The 25,992-nt window shown below is 57.7% G+C and carries 14 protein-coding genes; 3 read left to right on the forward strand and 11 right to left on the reverse strand.

The annotated features are described in order from the left end of the window. Window positions 1-116: 116 nt before the first annotated feature. On the forward strand, window positions 117-311 hold the full coding sequence (locus P3C50_RS17790; RefSeq protein WP_129484185.1) for a hypothetical protein: 195 nt from the start codon (window positions 117-119) through the stop codon (window positions 309-311). A gap of 527 nt (window positions 312-838) precedes the next feature. Here P3C50_RS17790 and P3C50_RS17795 read toward each other — a convergent pair. From P3C50_RS17795 to P3C50_RS17840, 10 genes are all read right to left on the reverse strand, one after another. Next, window positions 839-7,099 carry a DEAD/DEAH box helicase gene (locus P3C50_RS17795; protein WP_275546974.1) on the reverse strand — a complete coding sequence of 2,087 codons (6,261 nt, stop codon included), beginning with the start codon at window positions 7,097-7,099 and terminating at the stop codon, window positions 839-841. 9 nt (window positions 7,100-7,108) lie between these two features. Then, window positions 7,109-10,429 carry an STY4851/ECs_5259 family protein gene (locus tag P3C50_RS17800; protein ID WP_275546975.1) on the reverse strand — a complete coding sequence of 1,107 codons (3,321 nt, stop codon included), beginning with the start codon at window positions 10,427-10,429 and terminating at the stop codon, window positions 7,109-7,111. A gap of 33 nt (window positions 10,430-10,462) precedes the next feature. After that, the gene (locus tag P3C50_RS17805) at window positions 10,463-11,104 is read right to left on the reverse strand and encodes a hypothetical protein (protein ID WP_275546976.1); all 642 of its coding nucleotides are present in this window, start codon (window positions 11,102-11,104) and stop codon (window positions 10,463-10,465) included. A 10-nt stretch (window positions 11,105-11,114) separates the two neighbouring features. After that, the gene (locus tag P3C50_RS17810) at window positions 11,115-14,216 is read right to left on the reverse strand and encodes a type I restriction endonuclease subunit R (RefSeq protein ID WP_275546977.1); all 3,102 of its coding nucleotides are present in this window, start codon (window positions 14,214-14,216) and stop codon (window positions 11,115-11,117) included. Between the two features lie 21 nt (window positions 14,217-14,237). Continuing rightward, complete coding sequence (locus P3C50_RS17815) at window positions 14,238-15,542, reverse strand: McrC family protein (RefSeq protein ID WP_275546978.1); 1,305 nt, start codon at window positions 15,540-15,542, stop codon at window positions 14,238-14,240. Beyond that, the gene (locus P3C50_RS17820) at window positions 15,539-17,308 is read right to left on the reverse strand and encodes an AAA family ATPase (RefSeq protein ID WP_275547012.1); all 1,770 of its coding nucleotides are present in this window, start codon (window positions 17,306-17,308) and stop codon (window positions 15,539-15,541) included. The genes P3C50_RS17815 and P3C50_RS17820 overlap by 4 nt, the downstream gene beginning before the upstream one ends. 767 nt (window positions 17,309-18,075) lie before the next feature. Further along, window positions 18,076-19,437 (reverse strand): restriction endonuclease subunit S, encoded by a 1,362-nt coding sequence (locus P3C50_RS17825; RefSeq protein WP_275546979.1) that lies wholly within the window; start codon window positions 19,435-19,437, stop codon window positions 18,076-18,078. Further along, a complete protein-coding gene (locus P3C50_RS17830; RefSeq protein WP_275546980.1) occupies window positions 19,427-21,391 on the reverse strand; it encodes an HsdM family class I SAM-dependent methyltransferase in 1,965 nt (654 codons plus the stop codon). The genes P3C50_RS17825 and P3C50_RS17830 overlap by 11 nt, the downstream gene beginning before the upstream one ends. 347 nt (window positions 21,392-21,738) lie before the next feature. Continuing rightward, window positions 21,739-22,446, reverse strand: a complete 708-nt coding sequence (locus P3C50_RS17835) for a hypothetical protein (RefSeq protein WP_275546981.1) — start codon at window positions 22,444-22,446, stop codon at window positions 21,739-21,741. An 88-nt stretch (window positions 22,447-22,534) separates the two neighbouring features. Further along, a complete protein-coding gene (locus P3C50_RS17840; RefSeq protein WP_275546982.1) occupies window positions 22,535-23,176 on the reverse strand; it encodes a peptidase M15 in 642 nt (213 codons plus the stop codon). Between the two features lie 494 nt (window positions 23,177-23,670). Between P3C50_RS17840 and P3C50_RS17845 the strand changes: the two genes are divergently transcribed. Together P3C50_RS17845 and P3C50_RS17850 are read left to right on the forward strand one after the other, a co-directional pair. Next, window positions 23,671-24,546: a WYL domain-containing protein gene (locus P3C50_RS17845; protein WP_275546983.1), complete on the forward strand. Its 876-nt coding sequence runs from the start codon at window positions 23,671-23,673 to the stop codon at window positions 24,544-24,546. 109 nt (window positions 24,547-24,655) lie between these two features. Continuing rightward, window positions 24,656-25,030, forward strand: a complete 375-nt coding sequence (locus P3C50_RS17850) for a hypothetical protein (RefSeq protein ID WP_275546984.1) — start codon at window positions 24,656-24,658, stop codon at window positions 25,028-25,030. A 20-nt stretch (window positions 25,031-25,050) separates the two neighbouring features. Here P3C50_RS17850 and P3C50_RS17855 read toward each other — a convergent pair whose 3' ends face one another. After that, a complete protein-coding gene (locus P3C50_RS17855) occupies window positions 25,051-25,791 on the reverse strand; it encodes an SIR2 family NAD-dependent protein deacylase (RefSeq protein ID WP_275546985.1) in 741 nt (246 codons plus the stop codon). Window positions 25,792-25,992: the final 201 nt, after the last annotated feature.

Here is a 25,992-nt window from a genome sequence, read left to right on the forward strand (position 1 = left end):
CTCGCATTGCGACACTCCAACCATATCGCACTAAGTTATTGCGATACACCATGCGTGCCGCACACGCGGTTTGCGACACCTGGATCGTGCCACTAGAGGCAGTTTGAGTGCCTGTAGTGGCACTGGAGGAAGCCGAAAATGACACCGCACTGGTCTCAAGTGGCGCGAAACGTGCCAAAACTGGCACTCCTTTTTTTGGTTATATTATCGCTGCAACCCTTGTAAACACTGACTTCGGTGACTTTTTTCATAACCAAATCGCCACCGCATGGCTAGCATTTTTGAATGCAGCTTTTCTGCATGGGCCATGACACGTTTACTGGCGCCGAGTTCGTCACTTCAGCGCCTCGTGCGCTGGCTACTTTTTGAACTTGATCGCAAACGGCATGAGCAGCTAATACACCGCACCACCGGCAACGCCGCCTTTTCAGCCCGGCATGCCGGGCTGGCTAAGCTTTGACAACAAACGTTAGGGAGGGGGCGTACTTGAGGCAGCCGTCCAGGCGCATCTTCAAGTACGTCCCCTCCCCCCATACTTGAAGCCTTCAAGTATGGGGCAGTTGGGTGTTTTTCCACGTAGCCATGGTTTGCGAAACGAATGTGAAGCAAGCCGAGCGGAGTGGAAAAATGCCCAACTGCCATCGCGCAGCGACAGGCTTTGTTGTCAAAAATCAGCTTGTTTCATTCGCTGCAGGTGAATGGCTGGCTGGTCTTTCGATGCCATGCATGGCTAGCTCTAAAACCAAACAGCTATCTAAGTAGGCGCAGCCCTACATCCGGCCTCGCACAACACCTTCGCCTGAGGCATCACCAACTGTGCGTCCTCTCCTGCAATGGGTCAGCCCACAAGAACACTAATACAAGTCGGCCACTCCCCTCCTGAGACCATGCTGGCATCTTTGTACTTCGCCAGCATCTGCATCGCCTGCCCCTTGCAATCGCTGTAGAAGTCGAAGCCCATTTGATCACGCTGAGGCATGCGGCCACGCCAATAGCCCATTCCTTGATCAAGAAATATCTTGCAGCGCTTTCCTGAGGCCCAAATCACGGAAATCTCCCTGCTGTGCTGTAGATCCCGGGCGTGCTCTTTGATGTCGATCTTAGGCTCCAGGGAGAATTGGCTACCCAGCCATAGGCTAAGCACGGCCTCTTGATCCGCTGCATCTAACCAGTCATGCGATGTCAGCGAGCTCATCTGCCCAGGGCTGGCAGCGAGTGTCTGGATGCTAAGGTTCTTGAGCTCAGGATTTTTAAATATATCTAGGAAACCGCTGAGGAGCATCAACGACCAAGGCGACTTCAGGTATCGATCTGAATAGCTAAGGCTTACAGCTCTGTCATTCGCTAGCAGTTCAGCAACCTCTGGAGCCTGCTTACCGATCAGTGCTTGCAGCCGTTTACCCAGATCTCGCACAGGCCCATTCAGCTCAGTGGTGACCTGGATGACCCTGGCGTCCTGCTCTTGCCGACGCCAGCCACTCGTGTCGATGGCCTTGCCCTCGAGGCCGGGTAATTGCTGTGTACTGACCCAGACAGCACTGCCGTTACCCTCCAGCCATTGAGCACCGGGCATGACTGGAGCCGGATCGTTACAAAGCAAACTTTTGCAAATATCTCCAGAGGTGATTTGAGTCGCCAGGAAGAGGCCGTCGGGAAGAACCCCTCTGATGACCTCGAGCACCGTCACCCCTAGGTGAGCCAGTACCGACAGGCTGTTCTTCAGCTCGCTACTGAGTGCGACGCCTGCAGGTAGTGCAATTCTGACTGGCAATTTGTCTGCGAGCTGCCAGGTTAAGAGACGCTCGCGGAATTCAGGGTGATCGATCTCCCAATCATCTGCTTCGCCCTGCAATAGCACTGTTATCGAGTTGCCACCAACACTCCGGTCGATTTTGTTGATAGCAGCGTTCAGGTAGCGCAGCGGTCCAACTGAACAGTAACGCGCCCCAGGAACCCTTGAAAGATCGCCTGGCAGTTTCAGATGCTCAATCAAACCGGATTGCTGGATCCACTTCAGCGTCATTCTGCGGTCCAGTTCCTCCCGCTCAACCCGGCTGTCTTGCCCTGCCAAGCAATGAGAACAGACATTCTCGCAGCTAACAGGGCACTCGAGCTTCGCTCGGGCTTTCTCCAGCAAACTCGACAGATCTTCTAATCCAGACAGGACGAAACCAGCACCGCCACTGACTTCGTCGAACAACTGAATCACACTGCGGGCCTGGCCGCTTTCCAGATTCTTGTCCAGGCGGAAACCAAACCCCATCTCTGTAGTAGCTATACCGAGCTGATCCGCAATCACATCACGCATAGCGACTGCCAGTGTCATGGCGATAGCTTGCTCTTTAGTGCTGGCTCCCAGCCAGTGGCCTGTGAGAGGGCTTCTCAAGAACACTTCCAACACGTCAGTGTGAATCTGGTAGCCAAGAAAAATACTGGTTTGTACGGATGAGCCTGGGCAATCGTGCTCCTTGTGACTACCCGTAATACCGCCCACCGGGCGATGCGATTGATCCGGAAGAAGTGTTTTCGGAATATCACCTGATGCCAGCATCGACTCAGCGCGGCCACAGATCATGCAAACGGCATAGCCTTTTTCATGCTCACCGGAGGAATGATGGAAAACGCTGCCTCCATGGCCAAAGCGTACGAAACCGCAGCTAGGGTCGGGTAGAGCAATGTTGGAACCGGCCACCTGGATACGCGGGCGCTCGACCCGGATAAATTTTTGCGACGAGATATCGTTACTTGTTGACTCATAGAAGTCAGTGACAAACCCACCTGGGCGCAGGACCTTGCGCTGCTCGGAGAACGGAATGTGGGATGCACAATGCGTACAGGTCAACTCCGCGCTGTTCGTATAGGCGTTTTCTTTTACGCCTGCGGCTCCACAGTGTGAGCAACGCCAGGCAATATCAAATTTTTGCGCCTCGTTCACCTGCCCAGAGGCATGCCACTGCAGGCTCACGCCAGCCGACCGATAGACCCGACCATCGATGACCACCTGCGATCCTGGAGCATACTCACGAATGGCGATGTTCAGCCCGCGTGACGGCAGCTCCTTGTTGTTGAAGACGCTGTCTTCACGACTGCTCTTCCGCTCGCGCTTATGCTTGAAGTCCTCGATATTGTAGGTATTAAGTGTCACCACATCGGTGGGAAAGCCATACCCCGGCAAGAAGGCGCGGGCGGCAAGGTCTCGGAGCAGGTACTCATCACAGTGCCGTTTCTTTTCCAGTTCGAGAGCTTTCTTGTAAGGCTCGTCCTTGGCAGTCAGCTGCTTGTGATTGAGCTTGCGCAACTCCTCCAGCCAGCAGCTCTCAATTTCCTGAATGACGTCTCGGGTATCCGCGGTGATGGACAGAACTACTCGCCCCTGCAGACACGTTCCGGAAACCAGCATGCGCACCGGTTCGGCATACTCGTCTGGGCAACTGCCCAACCAACTGATGAACTGCCGGCAGGGAGATTCATCCGCGCCAAAGAACCAGTGCAAGGTCAGCTTGGTGCGGTCACCATCGCTTTGAGTCTGAGTGCGCAGGAATATGGCAAGCAGCAGCGAATTCACATGTCGCTGCACAATCCTGTCCGAACTCAGAGTGATGCTCGGTGCGGGAATGGCGGTGATGAATGGCCACTTGGGCTGAGCGAATGCCCTTTGATTGTGCGGATCGGCCTTGCACAGGGTGTAGGCAATGGCGCGAGCCTCACTCCGGCGGCCTGCCCGCCCGGCGCGCTGAAGATAGTTAGCTGGGTGTGGTGGTACGTTGTTCATCACCACGGCAGAAATACCGCCGATGTCGACGCCCATCTCCATAGTGGTGGAGCAGTTCAGTACATTGATCCTGCCCTTTTTGAACAGCTCTACGTAGGTATCCAGTTTTTGAGCAGACTGCTGAGCAGAATGCTCTGCGGTTCGATAATAGAAACCACCTTCAACCGTTCTGTCGCTCAGATTTGACCAGAGGCTTTCATATCGCAGTTTTTCAATTACCGGATCCTGACCGACACGCGCTCTGATCTGAGTTAGCTTAGCGGTCGCACTTCCATCCACTTGCAGGCGACTAAGAGGTGCTAGCTGAACTGGTTGACACCGATAGTCTCGCGGTAGCTGCTTGATAGGGAGATAAGGCGTAAGGCCTCTAAACGTTGTCTCAAAAATGCGGTGCGTGAGGGGGCATACCCAGCCTGTGACCGGCAACGAAAACGTCAGGGACTCTAGCCTGAGGTTATGGCCAGCATCCGTAGATTCCAGAATGGTGGCCTTTACCAGCGCGTGCCAAGCGGCATCGAGCCAGCCGTTGATTTTATCGGCATCGGTGCTCTGAGTTCGGTTCAGACCCGTGGCCATCTCGAGGAGTTTCACCAGCCTCGTGGGATTGCCAGTTCTGACTTGTGGCCACTTCTTGATCACGTGGCTTTCGTCAATGTCACTCTTCGGCGGGAAAAGAGACTTAGGCGTAAATCGACTGCCCATCCAAAGCTGCATGTCTCGGCTCAAGCGTACGAAGGTGTTTTCCCGCACATAAAAGTCCAGTGCAACCTTTAGAAAGTCCTGCCAGTCCTGGAGCGTCAGCTTAGATTTGCTGCCGGGGTCGCCTGTCGATGATATCGCAGTGGTCTGCTCCCAGAGCGATGGGCAACTGTTGATCGTTTCCAAGCCTTTGTAGCTAACACGAACCAGACCCAGCGTTTCCGTGCTGTTCTGGCTCTTCGGGCGACGGGCAAACTCCCTGGCCAACAACAACCGCGCCATGGTTGTGCCGCCTTGACTGCCATCGAACAGGGCCGGATTGGCATAGCGGTTGTACTCAAGGATGGATTGCTCAATATCCTTCGTGGCTGCCAGCTCTCGAACCATTTGCTCCCAGTCAACTGCGGCAACACGATCCTGCGCCAGGCTTCCTGAGCGCATAGCTTCTGCTTGGGTACGAAGATCGCTCGCCATACTCGCCATACCGAGCTTCTCCAGGTTGGCCGCCTGGATAATAAGTGCATCGTAATCGCCAGTAGGCACATCCTGCGGCTGGCTATCGATTTTGGCCTGTGCATTACGCAGCGTCTCGAATACCAAACCACGAAGACGAGAGCGCTCTGCTTCCTGCTGCATGCGTACAGCCATGCGCGCAGTACCCTGGCGGCTATCGGTAAAGGTGATCAGCTTGCGTCCGCGTCCTGGTAGCTCCTCTGGGGATCGGCCATCACAGTCTTCCTTATCGGGATCAGGGCAGAATTCCAATACGGTTGGAACCGCATTCGCCACGTAAAATGGCGCCCCCAAATAGGCTTTTCTCAGGAAGCTTCGGCCATCTGGAAACGCATGCTCGCATTCACTGCAGCAGGCCCGTTTTTCTTCAGCAAAAACAATATGAAGAGGCTTCTGCCCCACCAGACTGCCGACCTTCAGGGTTTCAAGATCGATCCGATCAGATTGATAGGGTTCATGAGCCGCAGGTAAGCCGGCAATGACAAGGCGTTGAACGGGCGTCTTGTGGCTGGGGCCCGTAACTGCACTACCTGAAGGTGAATCCTCTTCTCCGTGCTCGTAGCTCAGGGAGAACTCATCGCCGGTGTAGGGGCTGAGCTGGTGCAGCTCGCCACTGCGATCTTCCGCAATCAAATGTGGCGTCTTGCAGTCATCACAGAAACCCAACTCGTAGACTGGGGCCTGGCATTCACAGCGGGCGCGTTGATTGACGTAGACATTGCCAAATGGCCAGTCCAACAGGTGCTGGGACTTCACGCTGCAATTCGGATCAACGCAGGCCCATAGACCATTCAGCATGCGCTGGAAGAAGTGGGCACGCAGCTTCAAGAAAGGAGGCTCCGAGGGGGCCGGCCGAGTGCCGGTGAGTACATCTAGCCAGTCCAGAACCTCCTGCTGTCGGGCCAGTATGGTGTTGCCCTGCAACAGGTCACTGACGGAACGAATCAGGTCGTTGAGATCCAGCGGCTTGGGTGAGCTGACAACGGTGTGGCGGAGAGTTTGGGCGATGGGGTGCTGACACAGTGCTTCAAAGCGAGCAATGGATGCCTCAGTATCAGACTCAACAGCCTGGATATCTTCCAAGGTGAGTGTGTACTGCGGTTTGTGAAACTGCAGATCGGGCCAGACTCGCGAGCCACTGATGACTTCGACCTGTTCAAGCCTTACGCCTGCGAGATTGGCCAGATAATGCTTCAAGCGCTCTTCGGCATCGGCGCCCGCAATAGTGGCGGACGTGGCCACAAAGCGAATCTGTTCGGGATGCTTGCCGAATGCCTGAACCACGCGCCGCAGTAACAGCGACATCTCAGCAGCCTGTGAGCCGATGTATGTGTGCGCCTCATCGAGGACGATCCAGCGGAGAGATTGCTGTTGTCTGGAAATTTCCAAGATTGGATTGTCCACCTGACGTACCAGCATGTACTCCAGCATGGTGGCATTGGTCATCAGGATGGGGGCAGGCTCCTTGCGCAGCAGTTGGCGGGAAAGGATCTGGTTAGGCTTCAGGGCCTGCTCTTTACGTACAAAGCCCTCCGTCTCTTCGGTCTTGCCGTTATAGAGACAGAATCGAATGTCCTGGCCATAAGCCCGCGTCCAGGCATCCAAGCGCTCTTGCTGGGAATTGATTAGCGCATTCAATGGATAGAGGAATAGTGCCCTTACCCCAACCAAAGGCGCCTTGTTCCGCTCACGCTCACGAATGAGATCCTCGAGGATCGGCACCATGAAGCATTCCGTCTTGCCCGAGCCGGTGCCGCTAGTAATCACCACCGATCTCGGTTTGTCAGCTAGAAGCATGCTCCAGGCATGAAGCTGGTGGACGTAGGGCTTCGCGCTTTTCGGGAATTGATAGGCGTGGGCATTCTGCAGGGTGCCCAGCAGACTCTCAGAGAGCAGGCTGGGCGATAAATCCTGCAAGCGTTTGTCGGACTCTTGCCAGCCAAAAGTGTGCTCAAACACTGGTGGCGCCAGAAAGCAGCCGTCAGCCCCCAACTCATCCACCATGCTCTCGCTAAGGTGGTGACGCAGTCCCGCATGGTTGATGCCCAGCACACCCAGTGTTGCCTCACGCGTACGGTTGAGGCTCTGCTCGATCAAGTCTCTGAAGTAACGCATTGAAAACCCTTATGCCTCGCTCTGCGTGGCCAGTAGATAGGACACCATCAGTGCATGAGCCGGATTGAACCAGTTTTGCCTGTCAAAGTCGGCGAGCAGGCGGACGGCAAATTTCAGATAGGGCAATGGCACGCCCAGATCGTTCAGCCTGGCCTTTTCAGCCGTCACAAAGGCCATGAAGATCGGTAAATAGATCACCGCATTGGCATAACCCACTGCCGAGAGCGTCTTAAGCTGCGCCGGCAGCTCCTGCCGAGAGATCCAGGTGCCGAGCTCGGAGCTCAGCTCCGTCGGCCAGCGCCTGTTTGAGCCATGCACCTGGCGCAGTTGCCCGCACCAGATGGGTAGAGCTGCTTCAGGCGGCACCTTGGTCAGCGAAGCGCACTTACCGGTATGCAGATAGTCGTCGACATGGTCAAAACCGGATACGACTGCACGCAGCACAGAAGCCCGATTCTCCTCAAGGTTGCGGATCAATACCTGCGGCAAGCCCAAGTCATGAAGGCTGCGCAGGAAGTACTGATACACCTCCGCCCAGAGGCGCAATGACGTTGCCTCCCAGATCACCGCCAGCTCATCGCGCACCCGATTGCAGAATGCCTCGTCCATTTCCAGGCGCAGCACAGCCAAGGCCATGGCACGTGGATGACGTGAAAGCGCCTTCCAGCTTTCGAACGACGACAAGGGTAGATGCGCGAAGTGCTGTTTCAGGTCGGCCAGGTACTGCCAGCCACTGTGACCGAAGTCTTCGGCCATCGCAGCGATCTGCTGATTAATCACTTCCGGGTTGCGCTCGGGATGGAACACCTCTGTCGCCCGATGCAGCGAGCAGACCTCACCCGCCATGTCGATATCCTGAGTATTCGATACGTATAGCGCCGGGCGGAACTGAACGCTGCTGTCCTGGGCTGGATAAATCAGCCAGGGGCCCCTGCGCTGCAAGGCATTTGGTATCTCAAACAAGCCCGTGCCAACGTCCTGGCTTGTCCTCTCCACCAGTACCAGCGGAGCTTGCTTGGGGTCGGACATCAGCATGGCCTCGACTTGCGCAGCGTCGAGTACATTGGAGGAGCCGATATCGCAGATGGCAAAGATATCCCGCCCTTGCCAGGCTAGGCGCCCGTTGTAGCGCCGGATGTTCAGGGTGAGCAGGCGTTGCTCGGTTTCCACATGGAGTTTGATGAAGGCGTCCTGTTCGTCCACCGCCCCCAGCATCTGTAGGATGTCGTTTTGATAGCTGTAAAGACTCAGCTGGACGGGATCTTGACCGACCCTAACCTCATACACCCGCTGAGGGCGCAACGCTGATTCGCTTACCAGCTCCAGTACCAGAAAAAAGCTCTGACCCTGCGGCTGGCCTGAGGCCAGAGCAACACGATGGCCGAGCAGCTCACTTAGGCTGAGCTCACGGCTGCTGGTAGGCTGTAGATCGGCATCTAGCAGGCGGACCCCCTGGTAGGGGTATTGCAGACGCAACTGTATAGTCTGCTGATTACCTCCAGTGCCAAGCTCCAGAACAAAGCTAGCGGGTGGCCTCTGGCTGTCGTGCTGCAGAAAAAAAACCTTTTCTTGCACATCGGACAGCCGCTGGCATTTCAGGCTGTCACTAACGATTCGGCAGTCCAGCTGCTGCGCGCTCTTGAGCGTGATCCGTGCCGGTTGCCCTTGAATGCCGGGAGATAATCCCAGGCTGAACTCCCTGGGAAGCACAGCAAATCGACGTTGCAGCAGGGTTTTCCCGCTCTTGCAACGCAGACTGTAACGAACCAGGCCATAAAAGCCCGAACGTCTTAGCGCGTCCAATGGCTGGCCATTGGCAAACTCGACCAACTCGTCGCGGCCGTAAGTAAAGCCTTCCGGCAAGTCGAGACTGGGCCAGCCGAGGAAAATGGTCGAGGGATTGCTGTCGTACTGAGCCTGATTGCCAATAAGTGCTGGTTTCAGCGCCTCCTCCTGCGCCTGATTGAGTTCGATACGATAGACGTCATCCTTGAAGTGCAACGAAATATCTGCAGTCACTTCGACCCAATGACCGGCGTCCCTGTCGAGGCCAATATCGGTTGGTGAGTCCAGTTCGGCGTTCAGCTCAAATCCTGAAGGCAAGCGAATCAGCGCCTTGTTGCCTGACAGACTGCAAGAGGATGTGCCTGCCAGCTGCCAACGCTCTGCGCGGCGCTCGAAAACCAGCGGCGAGTACTGGAAGTCTAGCGCGCTGTCCTCGAACTGGAAGCGGTGGACCACTCGCCCATTGTCGAGCAGGCGTAGCGTCACTGGCTCCGACACGTGGCGGCGCTCCAGGGTGACCTGCGTATTGCTGAAGCGAACCTGCAGATTATCGCCGCTTAGTTGTCCGTAAACGGCACCCCCTCGGGCCAGTATGTGCTCGCCTTCGTAATAGGCGATATCCAACCGAGTGCTACTGAGCTGGGTAAGGTCGATTTTGAATGTGGCGTGATGTGGCAAGATCAGTTCGGTGCGAATCGCCCACGCGGGAAGCACGCCTTGCAGTACATGTTCACAGGTAAACTCACGCGCCCTTTCGAGGACCTCCTTGCGTTCCTGACGTTTCTGCCCTGCATCACGCAGCCAGTCGTTGATCAGGCTGCGTGCGTTAGTTTCGTCGAGCGGGATAGGGAACTCTCCGGACCAATAGGGAGCGACCATATCCAGATAGCTGGCCGGGTCCTGTTGGTCCTTCAGTGGATAGTGCTCAACCAGGTACATCAGTTGGTCGACGATCCCAGCCAACAGCTGACGTGTTTCCAGGGTGCGGAACGCTAGCGGTAGATCCTCCTCGAAGTCCGCCATCAAGTCCGAGGTGGTTCGGCGGTTACCTTCAGTACGGAAGAAGTGCTTGATTCCGCGCTTAACCGCTCGGCCAAAGCCGTGCTTGTCATCCTGCACCAGCGGCCAGGGCAGCCCGCCTTCGGCAAACAGGGTACCCAGCCAGTCGCGCCCATTTTCCCGCCGCCGAACGGGACGCTGCCAATAGTCGAGGCCTTTTTGGGTCAGCGTGGCGTGGTCGGCTGGACTGAGCAGGACTCCAAGCTCTGCCTCGGCGCCAGCCCAAGACCAAGAGCGGTTGTAGTTGCGCCGATACTGCTCACTGACAAATAGGCAAAAGCAGGCGCTCAAATGCTGCAAATGCGCAGGGTTGTCGCTGCGCTGCAAATGTAGCTTAAGCAAATCACGCAACGAGGCGTATTCACTCTCGGTGAGCTGATAGCTGTATAGCGGCCTACCGTTCGGCCCCTTGAAGAGTTCGCGATTGAGCAGTAGCTCGCTTAGCCAGGCCTTGAAGGGGTTGATTGCAGGTACATTGGTATTCATCGGAACACTTCCCTTTGTTCAAGACCTGATTGTTCAATGCTCGGTTTGGATCATGCCAAGAGACCGGCGAATTGACATCAATCTTTCGAGGCTTTGCTCATCTGGCAGATAAGAAGCACCGAACAGCGGATCGATCCAAACTAACTCGCCGGCGCTAGGACGGCGCATGAGGTTTCTGATGCGCACATCGGCATCAGCGCCAGAGCGAGCGGCTTTGGCCAGGGATTTCAACAGCGGCGCAAACTCTGGATGCAGCACCGCCATGGCCTGACAGTGCTTAATGAGCGCCGGCAGATCCGGCTCCATAACCACTTGGTCACCCTCGCTCAGCTCATCCAGCAGGGCTGCCAGACGCCGGATGGTTGCACTCTGTCGATCGAGTTCGTCCAGCCATTCCACTTCGGCCAGCCAACAGAACTCGTCGCAACCTCCCTCGTCAGAAGGTTCCACGGCGCCGAAGTCCTGAAGGAAACGCGTCACCTGTTGATTACCGTGCATGGACTCCCATGCGAGAAAGTTATGGCCGCAGCCATCCCGAGTCAGGCGATAGAGTCGCCCGTCTCTCTGAAACAGCATTGCAGACGAGCCCTTGGTAAAGAACTCAGCTACACATAGAGGCTCCTGACGGCGAAGCCACTCGTAGAAGGGACCGCTGAAAAGCTCAGTCGTACTCATGACTAATTGTCTACATCCATGCTTCACACAGCGTCTCCGCCTGCGCCAACACCAGCTGCGCCGCCTCCTCCTGCTGATCCGGCGGGTATTTGTATTTCCGCAGTATGCGCTTAACCAGAAGCCGCAGCTTGGCACGCACACTGTCTCGATTGCTCCAATCGACCGTTACGTTCTGGCGCAGGCTATCGGTGAGTTCATGGGCAATCTTGGCGAGGACTTCATCGCCAAGCTCGCGCACCGAGGCTTCGTTGTTGGCCAAGGCATCGTAGAAGGCCAGCTCATCATCATTCAGCCCCAGCTGATCGCCACGCTTGCTGGCGGCAGCGAACTTCTTGGCCATCTCGATCAGCTCTTCGATGACCTGGGCGGTTTCGATGGAGCGGTTCTGGTAGCGCTTGATCACGCTATCCAGCAGTTCCGAGAACTTCTTCTCCTGAGCCAGGTTGCTGGCGAACTTGCTCTTGATCTCGCCTTCCAGCAGCCGCTCCAGCAGCTCCACGGCAAGGTTCTTCTCTGGCAGGTTACGCACCTCGGCCAGGAACTCGTCATCCAGCAGGCCGATATTGGGCTTGTCCAGCCCCACCGCTTGGAACACATCCACTACCTCGCCGGAGACCACGGCATTGCCGATGATCTGGCGAATGGCGAGCTCACGCTCTTCATCAGTTTTCTTTTTGGCACTGATCTCGCGCTTGGTCAGCAGCACCTTGATGGCCTGCAGGAAGGCGACCTCTTCACGTACCGCCTTGGCTTCATCCAGCGTGCAGCACAAGGTAAATGCCTTGCTCATGGCCAGCGCATTGTCGGCAAAGCGCTTCTTGCCATCCTCCAGCCCCAGCACGTGGTTAGCGGCACCGGCAAGGAGCTTGTGCCCGCCAGTCAGGAAGTCGCTGTAATCGAAGCCATGCAGCAGGCTGCGCAGCACATCGAGCTTTTCCTCAAGCACGGCATAGGCCTCATGGGCATCGACCGTAGGCCGCCCCCGGCCCTTGCTGGCGGTGTACTCCTTGAGCGCTGCCTTCAGCTCGTTGGCGATGCCGATGTAATCCACCACCAGGCCGCCCTGCTTGTCCTTGAACACGCGGTTCACCCGGGCGATGGCCTGCATCAGGTTGTGCCCCTTCATGGGCTTGTCGACATACAGGGTATGCACGCAGGGCGCATCGAAGCCGGTCAGCCACATGTCGCGAACGATGACCAGCTGCAGCGGGTCTTTCGGGTCCTTGAAACGCGCCTCCAGGCTCTTCTTCACCTGGCTCGGATAGATGTGCGGGCGCAGCAAAGCCTTGTCCGAGGCACTGCCGGTCATGACGATCTTCACTGCACCCTTCTTCGGGTCTTCGTCGTGCCACTCCGGGCGCAGCGCAATGATCTCGTTGTACAGGTGCACACAGATCTCGCGGCTCATGGCTACCACCATGGCCTTGCCGCTCTGCGCTTGGTTACGTTCTTCGAAGTGTGCCACCAGATCAGCCGCCACACTCTTGATACGCGGCTCGGCCCCCACGACTTTCTCCAGCGCGGCCCAGCGCGACTTCAGCCGTGACTGCTGATCTTCTTCCTCATCCTCGGCCAGCTCATCGACCTCCTCGTCGATATGCGCCAGCTCCGCGTCCTTGAGCGACAACTTGGCCAGCCGCGACTCGTAGTAGATGGCCACGGTGGCGCCATCTTCCTTGGCCTGCTGCATGTCGTAGACGTGGATGTAGTCGCCGAACACCGCGCGGGTGTCGCGATCCTCACTGGACACCGGCGTGCCGGTGAAGGCCACGAAGGTGGCATTGGGCAGGGCATCGCGCAGGTGCTGGGCATAGCCCACTTGATAACGGGCACTGGCCTCGGCGACCTTGAGGTCCGGCGCCTTCAATGAGGCACTAAAACCGTACTGGGTGCGATGCGCCTCGTCGGCCACCACCACGATATTCGAACGCTCCGAGAGCACCGGGAAGCTGTCTTCATCCTCACCCGGCATGAACTTCTGGATAGTGGCGAAGACAATGCCGCCACTGGGGCGGTTGCCCAGCTTCTCGCGCAGGTCACCGCGGGTCAGCGCCTGCACCGGCTGCTCGCGCAGCAAATCCTGAGACAGCGAGAACACGCCGAACAGCTGGCCATCCAGGTCATTGCGGTCGGTGATTACCACGATGGTCGGGTTTTCCATCGCCGCTTCCTGCATCACGCGCGCGGCGAAGCAGGTCATGGTGATGCTCTTACCCGAGCCCTGGGTGTGCCAAACCACCCCGCCCTTATGCGTACCACCTGGGCGCGAGGCGCTGACCACCTGTTGGATGGCGGCACGCACGGCATGGAACTGGTGATAGCCGGCAATCTTCTTCACCAGCCGACCGTCATCCTCGAACAGCACGAAGTAACGCAGGTAATCCAACAGCATCGCCGGCTGCAGCACACCACGCACCAGCGTCTCCAGCTCGTTGAACTCACCCAGCGGATCGACCGTTAAACCATCGATGGTGCGCCAGTGCGCAAAGCGCTCGATGTCCGCTGACAACGAGCCCATGCGCGCCTCGCTGCCATCGCTGATGACCAGAATTTCGTTGTACTCGAAGACGTCCGGAATCTGCTCCTTGTAGGTCTGAATCTGGTCGAATGCCTTGACCAGGTCGGCATTCACATCCGCTGGGTTCTTCAACTCCAGCAGCACCAGCGGCAGACCGTTGACGAACAGAATGATGTCGGGCCGGCGAATATGCTTCGGCCCCTGAATGCTGAACTGGTTGACCGCCAGCCACTCGTTGGCCTGCACGTCCGCCCAGTCGATCAGGCGCACGAAGTCGCCACGCGTCTCGCCATCCTTTTGGTACTGCACCGGCACACCGCTGACCAGTAGGCGATGGAACAGACGGTTGGCCGAGAGCTGCACCGGCACACCCAGCTCCAGCACCTGGCGCAGCGCATCTTCGCGCGCAGCCAACGGCACCTGCGGGTTGAGCCGCGCGATGGCCGTGCGCAAGCGCATGGTCAAGATCACATCGCGATAGCTCTCACGCTCGGGGTTGTCGCCGTCATGGGCGATGTCCGGCCCATAGAGGTGCGTGTAACCCTGCTCACAGAGCCAGCCGAGGGTTTCCTGTTCCAGTTGGTCTTCGGTCATTCCTGCACCCCAGTTGTTCCATTACGCCGAACGCAGCCATGACTGGCCCTGCTGGCTCAAGCAGCGCGTGAAATCCACATCATCGGCTGCCCAAAGTACGTCTTTATCCAGATCAAACGGCAACACCCAAAGCCTGAGCTCGGGGCTGAAATCAAAGGGCGGCAACGGCCTTGAGAATTGGGCTGTGCGTGGGTAAATCAATGCCATCTCACCGCACCCAGCCAGATACTTCTGGCCATAGGCAAACAGCTGGTAGAAGTCGGCCTGGCTCAGGCCGTACTTGTTCTGCCGATCCGCCGCATCCAAACGTTTCCACTTGGTATCCAGCACCCAGGACTGCTTGCCTTGCTGCAGCAACAGGTCCGGCTCCAAGCGGAACATCGCACTGCCGTCGTGCTGACACAGACTATGGCGGGAGGCCTGCGGCGTCAGATGCGCGCCTGGGAGCAGACGGCGGCGCAACCAGCCTTCCACATACTGCTCGAACAGTTTCTCCATCGGGAACAGCAGGCTCATGCCGCACCACTCACCGCTCACGGCTATCGGCATCTGCTGATTGAGGATCAGCTCGCACCAGGGCTTGATCGCCTGGTAATGCGCCATCAACCGGTCGCGGCTCCAGGCGCGCAAGTCCTGGTTCACCTGGCGGCTGGCGGGCACTTCGGCCAACATCGCCCTCAGCTCATTGGCCAAACGCCAGTTGGCGGCGTCCTGCGTGCTCTTGGCCACAAGCTCCAAAGCCAGCTTGAGCAAGCGGTTCTCGGCACGATCTGGCAGGAACACATCGTGACGAATCTGGAAGTGATGCTGACGCCCCGGCGGCTGGCGCATCTGCGCCACCACATTGAGCTGGCCACGCAAAAAACGCTGCTCTTCCTCAATGCGCTGGTAGTCGAAGCGTACGCCACGCTTAACCAGCAGATCCAACTCTGCCAGAAACTGCGCCATCACCCACTCGCTGAGTGGCGCATCGAACAACTCCAGGCTGGCCACCGAAGCCTCGCGCGGCTTGAGCTGCAAGGCGCTTTGAATCAGCTTGCGCAGCAACTGGCGACTCTTGGCTAGGCAATCGTCCTGCTCATGGTGCTTGGGCAGAATCTCAAGGCGCGTGCCACAGGGCGTTTCCAGCACGCCCACGTAGGAGTCCCACTTGAGCGCACGCCGCCCGTCCACCTGCAACAGCGTGGCGCCGTTGCGGTTGAAACTGGCGCTCAACTCGCAGAGCCATTCGAAGGCACTGACCGACACCTGAGCCAGATCCAGCGAGGGATCGACCTCAGCCGTGGTCAGCCGCGCGTACTCGCGGATGGTGACTGTGGTGATCACGCCGCGCCCTGGCTCAGTCGATCAATCAGCTGGCGCCCCAGACCGCGGGTGGTCAGCAGGCTGCCACTGACACTTTCCAAAGCGAGGCCCAGCTGCTCGGCCAGCTCACGCAAAACCGGCTTGGTCGGTTGCTGCAAGGCACCCGCGCGCCACACTTCAATAGAGCCACTGGCCAGCTCTCGCAGCGTGATCTCGCCCTGCACCACCTCGCGCTTCACGGCTTGATTACCCCCTACAAGCGAAGCATCGAGAATGCTGAGATAGGCCTCCATTCGCTCGAACGCCTCATCATTAAGCGTCCAGTAGCTCCCCGCCAAACCTTGCCCCACGTCCCGACCGAACAGTCCTTCAGCAAGACTGGTTCGCTCCTGAATGAACTGATCGTTCGGCGCCTTGCGCTGGTCATTCAACACCCAGGCGATGCGCTGCCAATCCTCGAAGAAATATTCCTGCAGCAAAGGCAGAATCTGGTTACGGAAGATCAGCTCCAGCCGAGCCTGTGAGCCATCCTTTTTCAGCGGCATAAAGTAGGCGTGCCCCAGGCAATGATCCCGATCCAGCAGCACCTCGATGCGCTGGTTCATCACCCTCAGCAGCTGACCGATATTCAGCCCTGCCACCTCGATATCATCCAGCAGTTCGGGCCGCGGCGGCATCTCGCGGAACACGAAGCGCCGGCGCAAGGCAATATCCAGCCCGGCCAACGAGCGGTCGGCGGTGTTCATGGTGCCGATCAGGTAAACATTCTTCGGCACGCTGAAAGGCTTTTTCGAATAGGGCAGTTTCACGCTCAGCGCCTCATCGGCGCCCTCGCGCTTGGACTCCTCGATCAGAGTGATCAACTCACCGAAGATACGAGACACATTGCCCCGGTTGATCTCATCGATGATCAGCACATAGGGCTCATCAGCTGCCCCGGCCACCGTCACCGACTCAACCGGCTTCACACCCTGCTGCTGCAGGTATGACAGCAGATCCGCCCAGGTGAAGCGGCTCATCGCATACACGGTTTTCAGCGTGAATTGGCGCTCGTCATTGAGCGGCAGAATGGACAGATTGATATCCCGATACAGCCAGCGCACCGAGCGCACATGCTGATAGTCGCCGATCACCCCGCCCGGCACCTGCGCCTCATAACGGTAGTCGCTGGTCACCACGCCAATCGAGCCGATCTGCTCGGCCGAGTGGATGCACAGCAGAATGTCACCCACCACCATCTGCTCAGCGAAGTAGTTGAGCGTGCCTTTATCGCCAGCGCCAAGCGACTGGTAATAAGCGTTCTGCTCATAGTCCCCACGCAAATCACCGGTTTCACCCCAGCCGATTCGCGCTTCGCCATTGTCCAGACAGTAACTCTTGGTCGGTGAACTGCCGGTACCATTAATGGAGATTTTCCAGATCGCAGGGTTGCCCCGCACCCCCAGGTCAGACGCCGGTCGCGTGCGGGCATCATCACAAATGCGCTTGAACACCCCCGACTCAACGGAATACTTGACCTGCCCGGTTTCCGCATCGGAATCCGCCCGCAGCCCTTCGACAAAGTCTTCGTAGCTGAAGCTCTGGTGGAAGGTCACAAAGCGCACCCGCTCGGCGCTCACGAAACGGTCGAACTCCGCTTTAAGGCGCTTGCGCGTCTCCGGGTCATTACCACTGTTCTGCACCAGGAAGTCCGGCGCCAGAATCGCCAGCGCCTGGTTGATGGTGTGGTAGGTTTTGCCGGTGCCCGGTGGGCCGAACAGAATCTGATTCAGTGGGGTTTCGTTCATTCGATCATCCATCCCTGAAGGGCTGGCAGGCAAAGCCTCCGTATCAGCAACCTGCCCCGCACGCTTGAAAGAGAGTTGGTAGTCATAGTCGGCAAGGCGCGCAATCACGGCCTGATCACCCGGTTTCAGCTGCTCGCGAGAAAACAGGCTTTGCAACCGGGCCTGAATGCGCTGGTACTGCGTCAGTACCTGGGTTTTCTGGCTGCTGCCATCGGGCAGGCGCAGGGTGAACAGCTGCCGGGCGGGACGCTCACTCTCGCCCCAGCAATCATCCGGAAACAGCTGCTGCAGCTTGGGTACCTTTAGATACCCATTGCGAATAGCGCCATCCGTCAGCGTAACCACCAGCCGCCCAGCCATGGCGTCGTAGTCATCCGGCCAGTAGCCCTGACGGGTGGTCGCAGGGGCAAGGTCCGACCGGCTCGCTACAGCCGCAATCAACGAGCCGACCAAGGCATCATCCAGGCGTTGCCAGTTCAGCTCTCCGGCTCCGGATAAAGCGACCCGAGTGACCTCTGCCCCAACATCCACCCGCAGCGCCAGCGCCACCTCCCAGACACGGAAATCCTCGCTACGCCCGGCATGAATGGCCCCCGCCTCGGTGATCCACCAGTCCAACCCCAGTTCATGCACAGCCAGAGCCAGATCACAAAAGGCCTGAGTCGCGCCGGCCAGCTCCAGACGTACCGACAAGTCCTTGATGGCGTTGAAGTGCCTTAACACTCCCAGCCTTTGTTCAAACGTTGCCTTGGCAGGTTCTGAGGGCATCACGAGGCCACCTCGGCTACCAGAGCCTCAGCTTCCGGCAGGCGCAGCTGGCCAGAGATCAGGCGGGGTAAGAGGGTGTCGCGGAGTTGGGTGAGGGTTTTGGCTTGCGCTTGGTTCCCGTGAATGGCAGCCCAAAGAGGAGCCACCGAATCAACGAATGTCGACTTTAAAGGTTCGGGCGGATTGAGCACCGGGTAGCTTGGGAAAGCCTTGAGGGCAATCCGATTGACCGTTGCGCCGTGGATCGTGTGCTTATCAAGCAATTGTTGAAATGGCGCTGAGATGAACTGGTGGAACCAGAACATCCCGGCACCGTTTTCTGCATGCGGACGCACCAACGCGAGTCTCCGTCCCAAGCAACAACGTACACCTGGCGGAATCAAAGCAAAGAAACCAAGTGTCGCCTCGTAGCTGAACACGATATCTCCGTGCCTTGGCTCAATACGGCGTGTCCACTGCGTCCAATCGCTCTCGCTGATATGGCGAATATCAGACAGATCCAAGCTGGTGCCAGTTAGATTCTTGATCCCAAGAAAGACTGGACCATCTGCCGACTCAGCCGGCGTGGCATGGGGACCGTCGTAAATCCCCTCTACAAGCTCGCCGATAGCTCTGACCCGCCACCCCTTCGGCACCAAGCCCAGTTCGGACTCTTCGAAGCTGTCGGGGAACAGAGCGGCGGTGGTAGCGTCCATGCCTTCCGGCTGGCGGCCTTCGGCCTTGGCGCGCACGGGGTCGAAATCGACGAACCAGGACTTGAACAGCGCCTGGGCGATGGATTCCAGGGTGGCGTTGGTTTCGCGTAGCAAGGTGATGCGGTCGTCGAACGCCTCCAAGAAATCAGCAATACGCACCTGCTCTTGAACTGGCGGCAGAAGAATTTCGTGGCGTTTCAGTTGCCCAAGATTGAAACCTGGCACTGAGCTGCCGATGCCATTTTCGAGAATTTCATTTTGCTTGGCGGGTCCGGAGAATACGTAATAGATGAAGCGATGGTCCGCTTTGACAGGATCAATCGTTAGCTTCATCTGCTTGTTCGAAACAATGTAGCTGTCGAATTTCGAGCGACTATCAATCAGACCAACCTGATTGATAGTGCCCCAGCACGTAAAGACAAGATCACCACGCTTTGCCACAGACCGCTGAAATTCATTCGCCTTCTCATGAGAGACAAAGACCAAATCAGCATCAATGAGCCTTGTAGATGTATCTGCACTAAGGTTCGACCCACGAATAACGGGCACACCTGAATCGACGAAGTACTTCGAACTGATAGCCGACCCAAATGGCCCTGTCGCTAATGCTGTTGAATAGGGAGCAGCGATCTCCTCGATTTTCGCCACGCGCCACTCAGAACTCATACCCCAGCCCCCCCAGCCTCTGCCGGATCAACTGATCGAGCTCTGCGCCCTTCTGCATCTGCTCGCCCAACTGCCTCGTCAGCCGCTGCATCTTCTCAGCAAAGGCTTCGTCGTCGTCCTCCACTTCCTCGGCGCCGACATAGCGGCCCGGCGTCAGTACATAGCCATGTTCGGCGATTCCCGCGAGGGTGACGCTGCGACAGAAGCCGGGGATATCAACGTATTCACCGACCTGCCCGCCTTCATCCAGCGCCTCGCCACGCCAGGCCGCCACGGTGCTGGCGATGCGCTCGATATCGGCATCGGTCAGTTCGATCTGCACACGGCTGACGCTGCTGCCCAGCTTGCGCGCATCGATAAACAGCACCTGGCCACTGCGGTCGATGCCGCCACTGCTCAGGGCATGGCGCTTGTCCTTGGCGAGGAACCACAGGCAGGCAGGAATCTGGGTGTTGAAGAACAGCTGGCCGGGCAAGGCGACCATCACTTCCACCACATCGGCCTCGACCATCGCCCGGCGAATCTCACCTTCGCTGTTCTGGCTGGAGCTCATCGAGCCGTTGGCCAGCACGATGCCGGCGCGGCCATTGGGCTTGAGGTGGTAGAGCATATGTTGCAGCCAGGCGTAGTTGGCGTTGCCTTGCGGTGGCGTGCCATAGCCCCAGCGCGGGTCGCCTTCCAGACTGCCGTGCCACCAGTCGCTGATATTGAACGGCGGGTTGGCCAGGACGAAGTCGGCGCGCAGGTCGCTGTGCTGGTTACGGATAAAGGTGTCAGCCGGCTCCTTGCCCAGGTTGAAGTCGATGCCGCGAATGGCCAGGTTCATCGCCGCCAGACGCCAAGTGGTAGGGTTGGATTCCTGGCCGTAGATGGACACATCGCCCAACTTGCCGCCGTGGGCTTCGATAAATTTCTCCGACTGCACGAACATGCCGCCGGAGCCGCAGCAGGGGTCGTAGACCTTGCCGTGGTGCGGGTTGAGTACCGCCACCAGGGTTTTGACGATGCTGGCCGGCGTATAGAACTGCCCGCCCTTCTTACCCTCGGCGCTGGCGAACTGGCCGAGGAAATATTCGTAGACCTGACCGAGCAGGTCGCGGGCCTTGTTGGCATCGTCGCCGAAGCCGATGGTGGAGATCAGGTCCACCAGCTCGCCAAGCTTGCCGTCCGGCAACTGGGCGCGGGCGTAGCGCTTGTCGAGGATGTTCTTCAGTTTTGGGTTTTCCGCTTCGATGGCGGCCAGGGCCTCGTCGATGCGCCGGCCTATATCCACCTGCTTGGCAGCCGCACGAATCGACTCCCAGCGCGCCACTTCCGGCACCCAGAACACATTGACCTCGCGGTAGTAGTCGCGGTCTTCCAGCTCGGCGTTGAGCGCCTCGGGGTCACTGCCGTCAAGGGCGTGAGCGCCCAGGTAGTAGTCGTCGTTCTCGTCGGTGAGCTTGCGTTCCAGCTCGACACGGCGACCGGCGAAGCTGTCGGAGATGTACTTGAGGAAGATCAGCCCGAGCACAATGTGCTTGTACTCGGCGGCGTCCATATTGGCGCGCAACTTGTCAGCGGTGGCCCAGAGGGTTTTCTCCATGGCCTCGATACTGGTGGCTTGTTGCTTGGCCGCTTTGCCCTTTTTCACCGCGGCAGCGGCTTGCACCAGATAGCCGGCGGAGGCCTCTTCGGTATTGACCGGTGCCATGCGTTCACGGGCCTTGTTCAACACCTGATCTGCCAGGCTGCTGCCCGAGGCTGGCGCGCGCAGGACCGAACCACCGCGGCCACGGCCTTTGACCAGTACCCCTTGTTCAATCAGGGCATCGCGAGCGGCCCAGAGCTGCTCCTCACTGATTCCCGGCAACTGCGCTTTTAGCCGCTCAAACAACGTTTGATTGCCAATGCTGCTGCCATCAACCGGCACTGCAGCCAGCAGGGCTTCGCCAAGTTGGGCCAAAACACTCATACAACACTCCTCAATACGCGCTGCATATTGGCGGCGCGCCGATACTAAAACGGTGATGGCAAAAGGCGTGGGGGATGGCTGTGTGACGCTTATTGGGCGGTGTACCAAGACGACTGGAGAGGCCATCCCTGGGATACCGCGGCCTGCCATGCTGTGATGCTCGTCACCTTATCCACTGGCCGCACAGGGGTAAAGCCATAGCCAATAGTTTGTGTCCGTGCGGCCAGTTTCCCCGCCCAGCAATGCGCAGCGCTTAAGCCAAGTAGCCTCTTCTTTGGAGCCTTTCTTCCAGCTTTACGGCAAGAGGCATAGCGGCCCCTTGCCCATTTAGCCCAAGGGTTTAAGGGTCAATCGCTTGCCTGGGCAAAATTGCCCTCAATCGCTCGGTGGGTCATCGATGGGATATCCAACACCGGGAGCGCATCCATCATCTGCGCTCCAGGCCCGTCTTCGTACTCAACGGCCTCGCTGGCGTAACTGGTGATCCAGATCTTTCTCTTGCCTAGCGACAACTCAAAACCCGAGTCGCCCTCAATCGCTTTCGGCAACGCCCAGCCTGTTTTTTGCAGAGCGGTCACGCTGATAATCAGATGACCGAGGTAGGGATTATTCAGAAAAAGCTTTTCATGCAGCCAGGGCCAGAACACTGTGTCCCCCTGATTCGGCCCAACAGTGTCCGGGCTGGATGCCTGCCAACCTTTGTACTCGCGCGCCTCGCTTAATGAATCGTATGGATGGGAGTGAAAGGTGCCCACTACCTCCAAATGAGGCCAATAGCGTGTGACAAACTCCATTTTCATGCGCAGCGAGGCCAGGTCGGGGTTGGCCGAGCCTTTGGTCACCAGGGCCGATGTCTCAACAGTGGCGGTTGTCACAATAATGCGCGGGGGGCGATTGCCCCGCTCGGGGGTCATATATCCCCAAAGCAGGCCAAAGGTTTCCAGTTTGTCTTCTTTCTTCCGCGGGCTCGTACGCCCAATTTCGTAGGCCTCCAATGCAGAGGTGATCAACTGCGGCACCGCATGGTCTTCAACGGTGATGTACAAAGGTTTCATCGCTTTCCCTCCCTACGTAAGGTGCATACCTGCACTCAATTGAGATATTCAACATGTTGAAGCAGCTCGCCTATTCAACGAGCAGCGCCTACACCAAGCTGGCTAACCAGGGCTGAGTAATCGCCTTTCGCTCAGCCAGGCCCAGGGTTGCGACGCCATCTTTCACCAAAGCTTTTTTATCGCCCGTGTGCGGATTATTGACGTAGGTGCTGATGCAGGGGAGCGCATTGGAATTGCCACTCCAGCGCAGGTTGAACGCCGCCAGCTTGGGGAACCAGTACTGGCTGGCATACGGCAAGTTGTCATGGATCCACCAGGCTAGTGGCGTCCAGTCTTTATGCTCGTCGTACCAGGACAATAAGGCCGGCACTACGATGCAGGCCGCTGCCCCGAGGTGGCCTTCTGCATCCGGGTAATCCCAGATATGCTCGGCGTAGTTGCTTTCGTTCTTCGCGCAGTTGTTGCCATCTTCCGCTCCCTTGGCATTTACCGCCGGCGAGCGATACGCGGAGCGAATGGCGATACGACCGAAGCGGTCTTGCAGTGGCTCCAGCAAGTATTCACAAAGCCCACGCCCGGCTTCGATGGCCCGATCCGGGTAGTCCGGAATATTGGGGATGCCTTCGATCTGGCTGATTTCCGAGTAGAGGAAATCACGCATAAAAAAGTGCTTGGAGAGCTTGACCCGACCCAATTCTTCCAGGGCCTGCACCGATGCTGGTTTCTTCATCCTGATGTGTTCCTTGTTACTAGGCATCCATTGCCAGAGGTTGTACCCAAACCTTGTTGATTTGTCTGCGGGTAATTAACAGTCGTGATGTCTCTGCCTCGCCTGCTCTTGGGCAAACTCAAGCTTTCGCTGTAGTTGCTCGACGTGTGCCTTTTCCGCCCTCAGGCCGGCAGTCAATTCGCGTATCTCATCCTCTTGCAGATAAACCCGCATCAGCGACTGCTTCAACTGGGCCTGTAAGTTTTGCAAGCTAGCGAACGCTTCACGCCGCTTAAGGACCTGCCAATACAGGGCAACTCCAGCTCCTTGCACAAGCAGCATGCAAATGCCCATAACGAGCCACGACATCCCAAGTCCAAACACGCTTTGCTCTCCCTTTGCCAGTCCGCCCTGTTGCAGCGGACTTGAACGACAGCATCAAGATATGTAGCTTTAAGCGACACATCCAGAGTGTTTACCTGTACAGGTAAAGTTTTCGAGCAGATGGAGAGGCTATGAAGCGTAAGCAGGAAATCACGTCGGTTCGCTGGGATCTGGCACTGCGCTACCGTTTGATCGAGACGGTGGCCTGGTGGGAGGGGCGTCTGACTACAGGTCATCTGATGCAGAGCTTCGGCATCAGCCGGCAACAGGCGTCGAAGGACATCAACTCGTACATTTCCGAGTACGCACCGCAGAACCTGGAATATGACAAGCATTTGAAGGGGTATGTACCGAGCAGCCACTTCAAGCCACTGTTTATTGATGACAGTGCCAGCGCCTACCTACACTTGCTCAACCAAAATCATGACCGCGCCCCTCACATCGAAGGGCTGGCATTGGCCTATGCGCATACCGAAGTGCTGCAGGTGCCGGATCGCACGGTTCGCCCGGATCTGCTGCGCCCTCTTCTGCGCGCCTGCCGCGAAGGGCTGCGCCTGGAATGTGAGTATGTTTCGTTCACCACGCCTGACGCTGAAACGCGTCTGATCGCCCCGCACACGCTGATCTACACCGGCATGCGCTGGCATGTGCGCGCCTATTGCGAGAAGAACCGGGATTACCGCGACTTTGTGTTAAGCCGCTTTCGTGGTGTGCCGGAGTTGATGGACGACAAGACCGAAAATACTCGCGAACAAGACCCGGGTTGGACTACCCAGGTGCAGGTCATCATTGAACCCGACTCCCGCCTGAAGCCCGAGCAGCAAGCCATCATCGAAACCGACTACGGTATGCAGGATGGCCGACTGATCATCGAAACACGCGGCGCATTGGTGCAGTACGTATTGCAGCGCTATCAGATCGATCCGACCAAGGTGCATGCCAAAGCGACGGCGCAGCAAATTGTGGTGGTGAATCTGGATGAGTTGCAGGGGTGGCTCTACCACTAGCCAGAGTCCTCTTCCACTAGCGGGCTCTGCCGAAAAGAAAATAAGCCCGCGTCACATTTCGTCGCGGGCGGAGTCCAGCATGGCTGCTCACTCTCAAGGGAGCAGCACCATGGATAGCCTGATCAAGGAAAACCTCGAATCACTCCTGCAGGAAACCTCGAATACCAAGCGCTTAGGTCGTCGAATTCTCAGCCATTCCGAACCGCCTGAGCATTTGCAGGAGCAGTTGAACAATCTGTCGCGCTTGTTGATTCAGCAGGATGCATTCGACGCCTTGCTTGAACCCGTCACGTTAATGTCCAGGGCGGGGCAAACGCATACCTTGGACGCTCATGCCATGCGCGCGATGCTGGCGAGCCTTGAGGAGGTCCGCAAACACATCGCAGCACTGGAAGACATCAACTATGCCCAACTGATCAGTTGGCTGGTAAGCCTGGCCGTTGCGCGCAAAATCATTCGTGTGAAGACGACGGATAAAGGCTGAACTTGGCTGCTCTAGGGGCTTTACGCAATCAGCTGCGGCAAAATCTCGCCTGCCGTGCCGGCAATCCCCCACTCCCCATCCTCAAGGCTGAGTTGGGGGTTGATATGTATAACCCTCGCCCCGGCTCTGCGGACAATAGTCGGCAGCTCAGCGGCCGGGTAAACAATGCCCGAGGTGCCCACAACCAGCAGTAGATCGGCTTCTTTTGCAGCGCTAAAAGCTCTTCTCAGGGCCGCATCAGGTAGCGACTCGCCAAACCAAACGACACCAGGGCGCAGTCGACCGCCGCAGTGCTCGCAGCGTGGTGGTTCTAGCTCACGCCCCTGCTCTGGCTCATTCGGCTCTGGCAGTCTGCTTTGGGGCTCACGTGCACAGGCGAAACAGCGTGGCCGCAGCAATGAACCATGCAGATGAATGACATCGCGACTGCCGGCCCGCTCATGCAGATCATCAACGTTTTGCGTGATTAATGTCATCTGCGGTGTGTGCTCAGCAAGGCGTGCCAAGGCCAAGTGTGCGGGATTCGGCTGAGCCTGCATCACCTTCATGCGGCGCCATTCATACCATCCCCAGACAAGCGCCGGATTACGGCGAAATGCTTGAGCACTGGCCAACTCCATTGGATCGAAGCGCTGCCAAAGCCCTGTGAGCGGGTCGCGAAAAGTTGGTATCCCGCTTTCTGCCGAAACACCTGCGCCTGTCAGGACGACGATATGGCGGGCGGTATTCAATGCCTCGATTATCTGATTCTGCGCAGTCATAGCTTCTCCCATACTTAACTCACTTCTGCGATGTTTCTCAAGACCTTTGTATACGCCACCTGAACATGCATCATCTGATCACCTCTGTCGGGCATAATGCCGAACACGCCCTTCCCGCTGGCTTCTTCAACTCAAGCTATTTAGCCAACCACAGCATGCGACACATTACGTCGCACGGCATTGCAACAATTCCTCCACGGT

Source organism: Pseudomonas sp. Marseille-Q0931, from assembly GCF_940789645.1.
Taxonomy (GTDB): domain Bacteria; phylum Pseudomonadota; class Gammaproteobacteria; order Pseudomonadales; family Pseudomonadaceae; genus Aquipseudomonas.